The organism is Aeromonas sp. TW 6 (assembly GCF_013168745.1).
Classification (GTDB): domain Bacteria; phylum Pseudomonadota; class Gammaproteobacteria; order Enterobacterales; family Aeromonadaceae; genus Aeromonas; species Aeromonas caviae.
The window spans coordinates 42,719-56,559 of sequence record NZ_JABERS010000026.1; the positions used below are offsets into that span (position 1 = coordinate 42,719).

A 13,841-nucleotide genomic window follows, 5' to 3' on the forward strand; every position below is an offset into this window, starting at 1 on the left:
GGCTCCCGAGGGAGCCTTTTTCATTGCGCGGCACTCACGGGTGCAGCGGCAGACCATTGACGGTCACGGCCCCTTTGTCGAGCTTGAGCTCGGCCTGAAGCTGTGACTCCTGCGCCTTCAGATATCCCATGGCAGTGAATTGCTCCAGCATGGGGGCCAACTGGGGTACGGCCTGGCCCAGTTTCTCCCCAAGGTGGGCATGCAGCAGACCGGAGAGTGCCTGCATCCCCTCCTCGCTGCCCATCAACTGTGCCAGGGTGGTGGGCGCCAGCTTGGCCTCCCCTTGCAGGCTGACAAGCTCACCGTTCAATCGCGCACTCAGATCCGCCAGTTCCAGTGTGGCCCCTCTCTGGAGCATCTTGTCCAGCGCCTCCTGGATGGCGGCTTCGTCCACCCGCTGGCTGCTGGCCTCCTGCAGCCGCTGGTACCCCTCCAGATCCAGCCCGTTGAGCGCCAGATCCAGGTTGCCCTCGGTCAGCGCCAGGCTGTCCTCCTCGTTTTCCAGATTGAGAGACGCCACCTTCATCTGATAACGGGTGGAGAGTGTCTGGACATCATCCCCCGCCAGCTGGGTGGCGGTGGTCATCCCCTGCAGGGAGACCTTGAGATCCCCTTGTGTCAGGGAGAGGGCGGAGAGGGTCGCATCGCTGCGGGGCGAGAGCCAGAGGCCGCTAATCTCCGCCATGTCGGCGCTGCCCTTGAGATCGGCCAGGGCCAGATCCGTCTTGCTCTGCGCATCGTGCACCGTCATGCCCAGCCAGTGGGCGGTCAGATGACCATTGCCGTCGAGATCGCCGCGGTAGTCGCCGTTCAGGGGCAGGAAATTGAATTCGTTGAGCCCCTCCTTGACCTTGAAGTCGCTGGCCCAGAATCGGGAGCTGTTGCTCATGGTCCAGAGGCTGCTGGCCGACTCCGCCCCCAGCTGCCATTTCTCCATGCCGAGGGCCGTGAAGACAGGTGCGAGGGAGCCCTCTGCGGTGTCCAGCAAGAGGTGGCTCTTGATATAGAGCGGCAGCATGCGGCTGTTGAACGCGAACTGCATCTCGATGGCCTCGCTCCCCGCCAGTTGGGGATCAAAACTCGCCAGCGTCTGGGGCGGCACCACCACCTTGAGTACGCCGTCGCGGGTAAACAGATTCTCCGTCTCTGGGCTCCAGGTGACTTCGATCCCGCTCTCCTGCTGCGCCCTGGCGATCTGCTCGGCCAGGATCCGGTCGAACGTATTGCCCGTGTACCAGCAGGCGCCAAGCCCTCCCACCACCAACACGGCTCCGACGGCCAAGGCCACTTTTTTCTTCATCAGTTCTGTTTCTCCACAATAGTTCAATGGCGGGTGCATGGGCGCACTCTACGGGGAGGATGGGCATCAACACAAGCCAGACAACGGCTTGGGGTCCACGCTCTGGCTGTCACAGCAGGGGGCTGAACAGGTAGAAGATGTTCTCAAGCAATTTTTTGTACCAGGGGCGGGCACGCCACCTGGTCAGTGACATGGGGGTAGCCTCCAGCATGTAGCCCTGCACCAGCTGGTTCATCTCGGCGACAAACACCGGGTTGTCGATGAGCAGGGTGATCTCGAAATTGAGCCAGAGACTGCGCCGGTCGAGGTTGACCGTGCCCACCAGAGCGAAATCATCGTCCACCAGCACGCTCTTGGTGTGCAGCAGCCCGGCATCATAGCGATATATCTCCACTCCTGCCGCCAGCAGATCCTCCATGAAGGAGTTGCTGGCGTGGTTCGCCATCAGGGAGTCGTTGCGCGCAGGCAGCACCAGTTGCACCAGCACGCCGCGGGCCGCCGCCGAAGAGAGGGCCGCAGCCAGCGGATCGTCCGGCACGAAATAGGGGGTGGTCAGCACCAGATGGTGACGAGCCTGGTAGATGGCGAGCAGCAGGCTCTGCTGGATACAGTCACCACCGACGAAGGGGCCGGAGGGAATGAGCTGGGCCCGATAGTTGGTCTGTGGCCAGGCTTCCGGCTCATGTTGCAGACTGTCGAGCAGCCGTTCGCCGGTCTCCATCTCCCAGTCCCAGACGAAGGTGGACCACATCAACGGCACCACGGGGCCCTGCACCCGGATCATGATGTCGACCCACTGGCCGACCCCGGCATCCTGCTTGAAGAAACGGGGATCCACCATGTTCATGGAGCCGGTGTAACCAACCTTGTCATCGATCACCACCAGCTTGCGGTGCATGCGCAAGTCCTGGCGCTGAAACGGGATGCGCCAGGCGCCGACCGGCAACACTTCCACGACTTTAACGCCGGCGGCGCGCAAGGTTTTGGGCCAGGAGGAGCGGAAGAAGGTCTTGCTGCCGATGGAGTCGAGCAAGACACGACAATCCACGCCGCGTGCCGCCACCTCCATCAACGCCTCGCACACCTCGTCCACATCCCCGCCGGGGTGCCAGATGTAGAACTCCAGATAACAGGATTGGGAGGAGCCCCGGATGTCGCGCACTATCTCCTCTACGATGCTCTTGGGCTTGTGCAGCAGGGTCATCCGGTTGCCCGAGAGCATGGGCATGGCCAAGCGCCCCTGGATCAGATCGTGGAGCGGGCGTGCCTTGCTTCCCACCTCGCAGCAGTGCTGGGGGAAGAGGCGCGCGAGCTGGCGGATCCAGATGGCGTAAGGACGGTACATGGCCTGGGCCCGCTCCGCCCGCTTGCGACCGAGGCGTATCTCGCCAAACAGCACGTAGAAACCGACCCCGGCGAAGGGGATGGCATAGATGAGGGCCAACCAGGCGAGGGATACCCCGATGGGACGTCGCTTCATCACCACCCGCAGGGAGATCCCAGCCACGATCACGGTGTGAAACAACAGCAACAACCAGCCGAGAAAGCGGGAAAACAGCAACTGAATGTCGTATTCCAGACCGTCGAGCAAGGCGACTCCTTGGTGTATTGGACAGATGGCACGGGCAGACCCCACAGGGTCGGGATGGTATGCTATGGGGCACACCCATTCTATCAGGTCGTTAGCATGATCCTGCAATCTATGCTGCTGAGTCTGGCCATGCTAGGTCAAGGCTCATATGACATCAATGAGCAGCAGATAAATCAGTACCTGCAGTCCCAGGTGCAAGTGGACAAACAGCTGGAATTGCCCGGCATCATCAAGGCCCATGTGCAACTCGAGCAGAGCGATGTGCAGATTGGTCGCCAGAGCCCGGATACCGCCAGGGTGTTTGGCAAAGGCAAGCTGAAAATCGCGCTCCCGGATCAGACCGAGTACGACGCGCGCCTCAACATGACCTATGAGGCGAGGCCCCGCTACGACAAGGCCAGGAGTGCGCTCTTCCTCGACAACATGAAGCTCATCGATTACAAGCTGGAGCCTGCCGCGGCGGAACAGAAGTTTGGTTTCATGCTGAGGATGCTGCTGCAGAGCATGGAGAAACGGCTGGAGACCCAGCCTGTCTACAAGCTGGATGACAAAGATCCCAATCAGGCCTGGCTCAAGGAAAATCTGCTGGGGCTGGAGCTGTCACCAGGCAAGATCCACCTGCTGACCAAACCCCAATAAGACGTCAGTTGAAAACAGGCGCCTTCGCCTGACGCACCAGCAGCTCGATCTGGTAACCCTGTTCGTGCTGCTGGTGATAGAGAGAGTGGAGGGGCCCGTCGAGTTCATGCAGGGGAAGGTGGTCAAATCCCGCCTTGAGGTAGAAGGGTTTCTCGAACGGCAGGGCGTGACAGATCACGGGCTTGTCGGAAAGATCGCGGCAGGCATGCTGCAGCAGGCGGGATCCCAGCCCCAGGGACTGGTAGTGAGGGAGCAGACGAAAGCCGCACAAGTGGTAGTAATCCTGTTCATCGCGCAGGCGCACCGCCCCCACCAGCCAGTGTGCATCACGAACCACAAAAATCCGTTCTGCCAAATCCGGCACATAGTGGGAAAACGTCGTCTCGTAATAGTCTCTGATGAGGGAAAGATCCGCATCACAGTACTCTTCGAATCTGAGCTCCATCGCTCGCCTGCTTGTCATGCCCATTTCGCTCTGGCCATACCGGCCCCCTCCTGCTCGCTCTCTGGCTCCACGAAGAGATCTGACCAGAGTGGAGCAACAGCAAGATAACACGCCTTTAACTTACAAAAAAGCCAATAACTAGATGGAAAAGACGAGGTTGCGATCATGCGTCCCTTGACGCCATGAGCCGCGCCCCTTGTCCTGAGTGAGCACACAGGTGGGACGTCCCTCTGCCATCACATTTCCAGCCTCCCCTGTTCACGGGCACTTGTTCTGCGCCATCCCGAATGCTTTACTCAACGTGGCTAACGAGGCTTAAGGAGCAAGCCGTTGAAAGCATGGATGTTGCTGGGCATGATGCCGCTGTTTTCCCACGCAGCCCCGGCTCAGATACCGCCACCGGCAGAGGTGGTGATCCTGACCCCGGAGACGGCTGTCTCCTCCCCGGTTCCCACGCCGCGTACCGTGGCACTCACCACGGCGCCGCTCCCCTCCCCTGAACCCGCTAAGCCTGCAAGCCGTCAGATCCAGGTCTACAAGTCGGTACAAAAGAACGGGGTCATACGCTATTCCGACATGATGCCGGAGCAGGGTCACTACGAACTGCTGCTGTTCAACGACTGCTATGCCTGCGATCCGGCGTCCAAGGTCAACTGGCACACGACAGGCCTCTTCCTCTATGACTACGCCAGCACCATACAGGCGGCAGCCAAGGCTTATCAGGTCGAGCCTGCCCTCATCCGGGCGCTGATCCATGCCGAGTCCGCCTTCAATCCCCTGGCCGTCTCCCGCAAGGGCGCCATGGGACTGACCCAGCTGATGCCCGCCACGGCGCGCGAGCTCGGGGTCGGCAACGCCCTGCTGGCGGAGCAGAACATCTTTGGCGGGGTGAAATACCTGGCGGGTCTGCTCAAGCAGTATGACGGCAATGTGGCCCTGGCCACCGCCGCCTACAATGCAGGCGCCGGTGCGGTGCAAAAACACGGCGGCATCCCTCATTGGCCGAAACCCGGGCCTATGTGGAACGGGTCAAGCTGCTGCATCAGCGCTACAAAGAGATGCTGAGCGCCAAGGGACTGTGATCATGCCGCACCCTATCGTCAGCATGGCGCCCTGCCCGGTATTCCTTCAGGCATAAAAAAACACGCCCGGGGGCGTGTCGATACCACACGTTAACTAGCAACACATCACTCTTTCGTGGCGATCACACGATAGGCCAATGCACCCAGAATGGCACCGACAATGGGGGCAACCCAGAACAGCCAGAGCTGGCCCACGGCCCAGTCACCGACAAAAAGCGCCACGCCAGTGCTGCGCGCCGGGTTGACCGAGGTGTTGGTCACCGGAATGCTGATGAGGTGGATGAGGGTCAGGCACAGACCGATGGCGATGGGAGCAAACCCGGCCGGCGCACGGCTGTCGGTGGCCCCCATGATGACAAACAGGAAGAAACCGGTCATCACCACTTCACACACCAGTGCGGCCAGCAGGCTGTAACCACCGGGGGAATGCTCGCCATAGCCGTTGGAAGCAAAGCCGGCGCTCACATCAAAACCTGCCTGTCCGCTGGCAATGACATAGAGCACGCCACCTGCCACGATCCCGCCAAGCACCTGGGCCACGATGTAGGGCAGCACGTTGGAGGCCGGGAAGCGGCCACCGGCCCAGAGCCCGACGGTCACGGCCGGGTTCAGGTGGCAACCCGAGATATGACCGATGGCATAGGCCATGGTCAGCACGGTCAGACCGAACGCCAGGGCGACGCCCAGCAGGCCGATCCCCACATTGGGGAAGGCGGCAGCCAGCACGGCGCTCCCGCAGCCTCCCAGTACCAGCCAGAAGGTTCCCATAAATTCAGCAGCAAAAGGTTTCACTCTTGTCTCTCCCATGATGATTAATACGAGAGCCAGAAAGGCTCATACGGACACTGTTATTGAACAGGCGCCATATTATGGGAGTGTGGCGGAGCAAGACGAAACCGACCCGGCTCATCGCGGATATGTGATGAAGGTCACAAGTTATTGATAAAGTAGAAAGATATTCCCCCGCCCGGTGCGCTTCTCCACGGGAGTCCTATGGAGGGACGCGACAGATTGTGACCCTACCAGCGATTTTGCCAGCAGCTCCGGCACCCAGCGCTCCCCTGCCAACACCGGGTAGCCCTCCTCCAGGGATCAGCGATAACGGCCGCGCACCGATCCGCTGGCCCGCCCGGCCATGCGAATGAGGCTCTGACGGGTGTGGAAGTGGCAGAGCGCCACCCCGAGGGCATCCGCCGCATCCGCCTGGGGGGGGGCAGAGAGCTTGAGCAGATGGGTCACCATGTGCTGCACCTGCTCCTTGGCGGCGCCACCGGTGCCCACCACTGCCTGCTTGATCTGGGTGGCCGAGTACTCGCTCACCGGCAGCAGGGCGTTGACCGCCGCGACGATGGCGCTGCCACGGGCCTGGCCGAGCTTCAGGGCCGAGTCCGCGTTGCGCGCCATGAAGACCCGCTCGATGACGAACTCGTCCGGCTTGAACTGGGTGATGATCTCGCTCACCCCGTCATAGACCTGCTTCAGGCGAGACGGCAGCTCCCCCAGATCGGTGCGGATGCAGCCCGATCCCAGATATTCCGCCTTGCCCGCGACGATGCGAATGACCCCGTAACCGGTGATGCGCGAACCGGGATCGATCCCCAGAATGATGCTCATGAACGGAATACCCCGCCCACTGCGGTCAGCCATCTCATCTTCGACACCTTCTTCATTGCGATCTCTTGCCCTGCAGCTCTTGATGGCCGCCAAGATAACAAACCCGCCTTCGCTTGGCTCGCTCGCTGGCACCTTTCCCGGCTGACTGCGCAAGGAGCCACCATCTCATACAGTGCTCTGCCGCTTCTCTGGCCAGTGATGCCTGCCGGCGTCACCCAGCCCCTTGCCTCCGGGTCATCCCTTTGCCAGGGCGACGAGGCGCTCCGCCAGCCGATGGCTTTGCAGGTAGCTCTCGACCAGCGCCCCGTCTGCCCGCCCGGCGTCAATCTGCCCATACCAGTGCTCGAGCATGGCGACAAAGCCTCGGCTCGCCAGCACGGGCTGCCAGTCGCCCGGAGCCAGAGTCTGCACTGTGTTGTCTCGCGCAAGCAGGCCACGAGTGCAGTTCTCGATATGCAGAGTGAGGTTGTCGCCATAGGCATCGATGCGCTCCTCGGTCATGCCGGCGCTGCGATTCATGCTGCCGCTCACCGCCATCTGCCCGCTCTGCCAGGCGACGCTCACCCCGGCCAGCAACTCGGGCTGCTCACTGCTGCGTCGCAGCACCGCATGCAGCTCCCCGTCCGGCTCGCCGCCATAACAGCAGAGGCTGTCGAGCACATGGATACAGTCGTCGAACAGGAACTGGCGAGGCGCCCCCGGCAGGGCGTGCCTGTGCTTTTGCCAATGGAGCTCGGTCAGCGGCTGGCCGCGTGCGGCGGCCATGGCGGGCAGATAGCGACGGTTGAAGCCCACAAACAGCGGGCAGTCTCTGACGATGGCGAGATTGGCGAGCGCCTCCACCTCTCCTGCGTTGTCACACAGCGGCTTGTCCACAAAGGTGGGAATGCCGGCACGCAGGCACAGCTCCGCCAGTTTGCCGTGCACGGCGGTGGCAGCGTGGATCATCACCGCATCAGGTCGGCTCGCCAGCAGCGCATCGACCTCGGTAAAACACTCGCCAATCCGGTACTGGCGCGCCAGTTTGCCGAGCACCGAGGGACTCCGGGTACAGAGCAGCGGGGTGACTCGCTCGTCGTTTGCCAGCAGCGGCAGATAGGCCTTCCGGGCGATATCGCCAAGGCCAATCAGGGCAATGCGCATGGGCACTCCTCTCAAGGGGATAACCAGATAACTGCCTGCACGATCTCAGGATTTCCCTCGCAGATCCAGCCTTGGCGCCATCTCGCTCCAGACGCCTTCTGATGCAATGCGGCATCGCCCCGCGACACCCTGGCCACCTTCCTCCATCGAAGCGCCCCCCGGTGGCGCGGCGCTTGAGCGGCAAACCGCGATAGCAAAACAGGCAGGGCGACAACTGTCGCCCTGCCTGTTACACCCGCACACACCGCCGCACTCGGGCGATTGGCACTCTTCTCACGTCGAGTTACTCTGCCGATCCGGCCTGCTCTTTGGCATCCCGCCACTTGCCAATCCTGGCGCCCAGCTCGGCGCAAAGCATGGCGCTGACCATGGCACCTATCATCCGGGTCATATCCGACATCTCTGTTGCAACCGGAAGCAGGGGCACGATCAGGTTAAAGGCGATGAGCCCCATCACCAGCCCGAGCCCGCTGCCTACCTTCTCTCTTCGGGATCGCGTTGTTATCGCCATCTGATTGCTCCTGACTTGAACGTTCCACGTGACTCGCCCTTGCCAACGTATCCAGCAAGATAACAAAGCCTTTCTTCATTTGGGACAGCCATCTTTGTGTACGAATTGTTCCATTGGAGGAACCATATCACCCACTCTGTTTCACTGATGCAAAAATCACCTGCTCAAGCAACACCCACGGTGTCGCAGCGTTGTGAAAAAACGGCCTGATAACAAAGGGCCGATAGCCCCTTTTCCCCAACCCGCCTTATCAGGACAGCCATCTTTTGGAGAAAGAGTTATCAAGACAGCCATCTTTTAGAGAAAGCTCTCATCCAGCGCCCAGCACAACTCGTCATCCAGCATTTGCGATGGTATTTGTGGAACTCGGGGGGATTAAAGAGAATGTCTTGGCATCGATGACGCCAATTCATGGCGCCTTATCAGGACAGCCATCTTTTGCTCGCTCGCTCCAGCTGGCAGCAGTATCGGGCTCTACCTTGAGCACCAGGTGATAGTGGTTGCTCATCACCGCATAGGCACAAACACCGATGGCAAACAGTCGCGACAATTGGCCCAACTTGTCGACCACCCATTGACGCCGATGTTCGTAACTCTGGCCAGAATGGGCATCCTCCCCGCACAGAAACGCCCGCCGCACACAGCGACTGACCACGTGGTAGTAAGGCGTATCCTGCAAACTGATTTGACGTGAACGGGCAATGGTCATGGCTCACCCCCTGGGCAGTGACCTCTCAAGCCAAGTACAGGGATACGCCGCTGTCAAAAAGGTGGGTGTCCCAGATTCCCCCCCGGATTTGCAATAACCGTCACCTTCATAGGCAGAGCCCGCGCTTCTGCCCATCACACAAGGGCGACCAACTGGTCGCCCTTGTTATTTATTGCCAACACTGCCCCCATTCGAGATATCGGCAAACCCGCCCCTTGGCATCAGGTTTGGTCATGCGAGCCAAAGGTGGATCCCCATATTTGCCGACTCTCGTAAAGATCTCCAAGGGACGTCGTCATCTCCCCCCTTCTCCATGGACCGAGCAAGATAAGCTCCCTTTTTATTTGGGACAGCCATCTTTGTGTACGGATTGTTCCATTGGAGGAACCATATCACCCACTCTGTTTCACTGATGCAAAAATCACCTGCTCAAGCAACACCCACGTTGTCGTAGCGTTGTGAAAAAACGGCCTGATAACAAAGGGCCGATAGTACATCTTCCTTAACCCTTCTCTTCTTATCTGCGACAGCCACCTTTTGGAAAGGCGCTGTCCCAATTATGTGTCGCCTTATCAGGACAGCCATCTTTTGGAGAAAGCCCTCATCAAGCGCCCAGCACAACTCGTCATCCAGCATGTGCGATGGCATTTGTGAAACTCGGGGGATTAAAAAGAATGTCTTGGCATCGATGACGCCAATTCAGATGCGATCACACCGGTGATGAGCTGGCGCTATACCGGACGTTGTTATGACACAAATATTCATCACTCAAAGGGATGGTTGATGACACCGTCGCTGGCCACAGTGCCAGGCAAACTGCTGACAATGCTCTTTGTCACCCACCACTCTGATACCCTGGCGCCGAAACAGCGTCACTTGCTTGAGCCAGCGCACCTCGTCTAACCCCAGCCGCGCCAGGATGGGGGCAAGACAAACTGGGATATGGCCCCGTTTGTCCACTCGGATGGCGCGACCTGTCCAGTCCACCAGCATCAGGTAATCCGCAAAGGTATATGGCAGGCTATCGGGTCGCGCTTCGTGCGCGAATGGCAACAGCAACGGAGGCAATGGGGCGGCGGACTGCTCACCATCGAGACGCTGCTTGAGGCTGGTGTAATCGCTCTGCTCGGGCCGGTCGGCAATCGCCGCCCGTATCGGATTGAGATCAACATAGGCCATGCAGGCCAGCAGGGCTGATTCGGTGAGCAGGGCCTGGCTCTTGAAGCGCCCTTCCCAAAAATTGCCCTTGCAACCATCTTCCCGATTGGCCTGCCGAGCCAGGTTTTCGTTGAGCAACCGCACAAACCAGCTGATGGAATGTAACCGCTCCCGCCACTGCCCTATCAGTTGTTGCACCACAGCGAGTTCAGGCTCAATCAGGGATTCCCCCTGATACCAGCGTCGTACCAGCAGCGGCCACTGGAATAGCGCCCCCCAACGCTCGGCCACCTCCCGCTCGCTCCAATTGGCAGCGTTATCCGACTCGACCTTGAGCACCAGGTGATAGTGATTGCTCATCACCGCATAGGCACACACACCGATGGCAAACAGTCGCGACAATTGGCCCAACTTGTCCACTACCCACTGGCGCCGATGCTCGTAACTCTGGCCGGAGTGGGCATCTTCCCCGCACAGAAACGCCCGCCGCACACAGCGACTGACCACATGATAGTAAGGCGTATCCTGCAAACTGATTTGACGTGAACGGGCAATGGTCATGGCTCACCCCCTGGGCAGTGACACCTCAAGCCAAGTACAGGGCTACGCCGCTGTCAAAAAGATGGGTGTCCCAGATTTCATCCGATACCACCGAAGCCAACGACCGATGGTCGAGCGCGCAGCGCCGGTAAGGTGATGAACATCGGTGATCGTGCGTCCTTCATGTAACAGCAAGATGGCCATCAAGCGACGAGCATGTCCTTTATCACGGGTGGCATGGATGATTTTGTGAATGCGGCGCCGTTGTGGTCGTGGCAGAGGTGGTAGGATAGGCATCAACTCAGTCCTTTGGGTGTGGCTTGTTTTGTTTAGCGACTAATCAGATCGCACAAACTGGACTGAGTTCCCTTCCTCCGGTGATCTACTATTCGGAACAGCTATTTAGTTTTTATAAATAGAAATTTAAGGCTTTTAAGAGTATGAAAAAATTTAAAATAACATTGCCTGATAGTAATGGGAATCAAACTGAAATAGAATCAAACCAGAGCATGCTATTTATAGGTGCTAATGGTTCAGGGAAAACGAGGCTTGGAGTTTGGATAGATCTAAAATCACCACAAAATGAAAAAGTCCATAGAATATCCGCCCAAAAACTATTAACAATGCCAGATACAACAACCCCAGTTGCTATTAATTTAGCTGAAAGCGACTTACTATATGGCAGCCAGAATGTCGATTCATCTGGGCCACTATGGTACAAAGAGTACAGACGCTGGGGGGCTAGTAATAAAAGTGCGGCGGTTTCATCGCTCAATGACTTCGAAAAATTAATGGTATATTTATTTTCAGAGCATACAGAACAGTCTACTAAATATCTGGATGACTCTAAAAAATCACAAACAAGAATAACTCCACCAATAACAAAGCTTGATCTAGTAAAAAATACATGGGAAAAAATACTTCCACATAGAGAGCTAATTATAAGTGGATTGAGGATTCAGACTTGCGTAAAGGGCAGCAAAGATTCTGTATACAGTTCATCAGAAATGAGTGATGGTGAACGAGTCATTTTTTATCTTATTGGGCAATGTCTGGCAGCTCCTAATGATGGAATAATCATCGTTGATGAGCCTGAAATTCATTTACACAAATCGATCCAAGCTCCTCTTTGGCGGGAGATTGAAAATCTACGTAATGATTGTCTTTTTATATATCTAACTCATGATGTCGACTTTGCCATTTCACTTCGAGAGTCAAAAAAAATATGGCTAAAAGGATTTGATGGCATTAATTGGGATTGGCAGATTGTTCCTCAAATGGAGGATTTACCTGAAGACTTACTTATTCAGATACTTGGAAGCAGAAAGCCTGTTGTATTTGTTGAGGGGGAAAATGGTAGCTATGACTCATCACTTTACAGTTCTATTCTTAGTGACTACCTAGTTATTCCATGTGGTTCCTGCAGTCAGGTTATTCAAATTGTAAAATCTCTTAAGATTAACAAAAAAATACATAGACTTACTGTTTTCGGCATAATTGATAGAGATAGAAGAAACGACATAGAAATAAAAGAATTAGAGCGTTCAGACATATACACACTAAATGTTGCAGAGGTTGAAAACTTATTCTGCGTGCCTGAGGTAATTAGAATTGCCAGCAAGCAACTTCTTAGAGAAGAAAATGATGATGTCATTTCAGTAAAAAAATTCGTAATAAAAAGCATACGAGATGAGATTGAATCCCAAATATCACTACGAGTCATCAATGAAATAAAATTCAGACTTAACTGCTTTAATGAAAAAGCAAAGGGAAAGGGGGGGATAATTGATGAACTCAAACGTCTCACATCAAGCATTAATATTGATGATATATATTCAGAAAATAAATCACTATTCTCAAGCGCAGTGGAAAATAATGATTACGAGCTAATTCTGAGAATATACAACAGAAAGTCACTGTCAACACAAATAAGTAAACATTTGGGGCTATCTAATGGTGAACTTGCAGAACTTGTTGTAAGAATTGCTAACAGCAGCAATGGCACCGTTATTAAAGATGCATTAAAGCCATATTTCGGTAATTTTTCAGATAAAATAAAATCCACAAAAAATCATTAAAAATACATATAAGAAAACAATAATGTACAGATCTAGTTATCACCTGACACCGGCCTCAAACCGGTGTCTTGTTTACGCTACTTTAGTGCGCACTTCCTTCGGTATCAATTTCAGACCCTTCTTGAACATGCTGTAGGGGGTCTGACCCTCCATCATCCTGCCCTGATGTGGCCGCTGGGTGTTGTAGTGTTCCAGGTAGCTATCCAGGTCTGTCTGCATCTGTTCTACCGACTCATACCAGGTCGTTCTCCCCTTGATACGGAAGTGTTCATCCAGCAGTGTGCGATGCAGTCGCTCGATAAAACCGTTGCTCTGCGGCCTGCGTACCTTGGTTGTCCGGTGTTCAATTCCCTCCAGTTGCAGAAACAGCTCGTAGGGATGATGGTCTGGGCGCCCACAGAACTCGCGCCCGTTATCTGACAGGATGGTATAGACCCGAGCCTCATGGGCTTCGAAGAACGGCAGTACCGTTTCATTGAGCACATGAACCGAGGTCACCGGCAGCTTGCTGGTGTAGAGCCGTCCCCAGGCATGGCGACTGTAGCAGTCCAGCACGGTTTGCAGATACACCTTGCCAACCCCCTTGAGCGCGCCGACGAAGAAGGTGTCAACCGCCACCAGTTCTCCGGTGTAGTGGACCTCAATCTGGCGTTCGCGAAACTCGGGGCTGAAGCGTTCTAACAGGCGAATCTGCTCGTCATTGAGCTCAATGGTCTGCTCCCGGTGGGTTTTCTCGAGGCGCAACAAGCGGTCGTGTTTGGAAAGCAAGTCGTGACGTTGCCACACGCCACGCACACCACCCGCACTGACATTGATGCCTTGCAGAGCCAGTTCTTGGGCGACCCGCAGCGGGCCATGAGTTGGTCTGGTGAGGGAGTAATCGAGGATGGCCTGTTCAATCTCAGGAGCGACCCGATTGGGATGAGCCCCTTTACACCCGGGCAATTTGTCGAGCAATCCCTCGGCGCCATAGGTCTGGTAGTTACGGCGAATTTCGTAGAACTGCTGACGGCTGTAGCCGATGAGCTTGC

General features: G+C 56.5%; 11 protein-coding genes and 3 pseudogenes. 3 read left to right on the forward strand and 11 right to left on the reverse strand.

Features of this window, described 5'->3' with window-relative positions; all coding sequences use genetic code 11:
* Positions 1 to 34 precede the first annotated feature (34 nt).
* Both HKD46_RS13735 and cls read right to left on the reverse strand, forming a co-directional pair.
* Positions 35 to 1,300, reverse strand: coding sequence for a DUF945 family protein (locus tag HKD46_RS13735; RefSeq protein WP_171865543.1), 1,266 nt, complete (start codon positions 1,298 to 1,300; stop codon positions 35 to 37).
* Between the two features lie 109 nt (positions 1,301 to 1,409).
* Positions 1,410 to 2,891: a cardiolipin synthase gene (cls, locus tag HKD46_RS13740; protein ID WP_010673520.1), complete on the reverse strand. Its 1,482-nt coding sequence runs from the start codon at positions 2,889 to 2,891 to the stop codon at positions 1,410 to 1,412.
* A gap of 96 nt (positions 2,892 to 2,987) precedes the next feature.
* Here cls and HKD46_RS13745 point away from each other — a divergent pair, with 96 nt between their 5' ends.
* Positions 2,988 to 3,530, forward strand: a complete 543-nt coding sequence (locus HKD46_RS13745; RefSeq protein WP_029313991.1) for a DUF1439 domain-containing protein — start codon at positions 2,988 to 2,990, stop codon at positions 3,528 to 3,530.
* A gap of 4 nt (positions 3,531 to 3,534) precedes the next feature.
* Here HKD46_RS13745 and HKD46_RS13750 read toward each other — a convergent pair whose 3' ends face one another.
* Positions 3,535 to 3,975, reverse strand: a complete 441-nt coding sequence (locus HKD46_RS13750; protein WP_010673518.1) for a GNAT family N-acetyltransferase — start codon at positions 3,973 to 3,975, stop codon at positions 3,535 to 3,537.
* Positions 3,976 to 4,317: 342 nt separating this feature from the next.
* Between HKD46_RS13750 and HKD46_RS13755 the strand changes: the two are divergent.
* A pseudogene (locus HKD46_RS13755) lies at positions 4,318 to 5,057 on the forward strand (lytic transglycosylase domain-containing protein).
* 105 nt (positions 5,058 to 5,162) lie between these two features.
* Here HKD46_RS13755 and aqpZ read toward each other — a convergent pair.
* The 7 genes and pseudogenes from aqpZ to HKD46_RS13790 all read right to left on the reverse strand — a co-directional run.
* Complete coding sequence (aqpZ, locus tag HKD46_RS13760; RefSeq protein ID WP_010673516.1) at positions 5,163 to 5,849, reverse strand: aquaporin Z; 687 nt, start codon at positions 5,847 to 5,849, stop codon at positions 5,163 to 5,165.
* 300 nt (positions 5,850 to 6,149) lie between these two features.
* The gene (gene ruvC, locus HKD46_RS13765) at positions 6,150 to 6,671 is read right to left on the reverse strand and encodes a crossover junction endodeoxyribonuclease RuvC (protein WP_171865544.1); all 522 of its coding nucleotides are present in this window, start codon (positions 6,669 to 6,671) and stop codon (positions 6,150 to 6,152) included.
* Between the two features lie 234 nt (positions 6,672 to 6,905).
* The gene (locus HKD46_RS13770; protein WP_171865545.1) at positions 6,906 to 7,814 is read right to left on the reverse strand and encodes a Gfo/Idh/MocA family protein; all 909 of its coding nucleotides are present in this window, start codon (positions 7,812 to 7,814) and stop codon (positions 6,906 to 6,908) included.
* Between the two features lie 283 nt (positions 7,815 to 8,097).
* Complete coding sequence (locus HKD46_RS13775) at positions 8,098 to 8,325, reverse strand: hypothetical protein (RefSeq protein WP_010673513.1); 228 nt, start codon at positions 8,323 to 8,325, stop codon at positions 8,098 to 8,100.
* A gap of 442 nt (positions 8,326 to 8,767) precedes the next feature.
* A pseudogene (locus HKD46_RS13780) lies at positions 8,768 to 9,034 on the reverse strand (alpha-amylase family glycosyl hydrolase); the annotation flags it as partial.
* A 768-nt stretch (positions 9,035 to 9,802) separates the two neighbouring features.
* Positions 9,803 to 10,753, reverse strand: coding sequence for a transposase (locus HKD46_RS13785; RefSeq protein ID WP_052816301.1), 951 nt, complete (start codon positions 10,751 to 10,753; stop codon positions 9,803 to 9,805).
* Between the two features lie 81 nt (positions 10,754 to 10,834).
* A pseudogene (locus tag HKD46_RS13790) lies at positions 10,835 to 11,029 on the reverse strand (helix-turn-helix domain-containing protein); the annotation flags it as partial.
* Positions 11,030 to 11,172: 143 nt separating this feature from the next.
* Here HKD46_RS13790 and HKD46_RS13795 point away from each other — a divergent pair.
* Positions 11,173 to 12,810, forward strand: a complete 1,638-nt coding sequence (locus HKD46_RS13795; protein ID WP_171865546.1) for a DUF4435 domain-containing protein — start codon at positions 11,173 to 11,175, stop codon at positions 12,808 to 12,810.
* A 72-nt stretch (positions 12,811 to 12,882) separates the two neighbouring features.
* Here the strand turns inward: HKD46_RS13795 and HKD46_RS13800 are convergent.
* The coding region (locus HKD46_RS13800; protein ID WP_171865547.1) for an IS481-like element ISAs19 family transposase at positions 12,883 to 13,841 on the reverse strand (959 nt) is incomplete at its 5' end.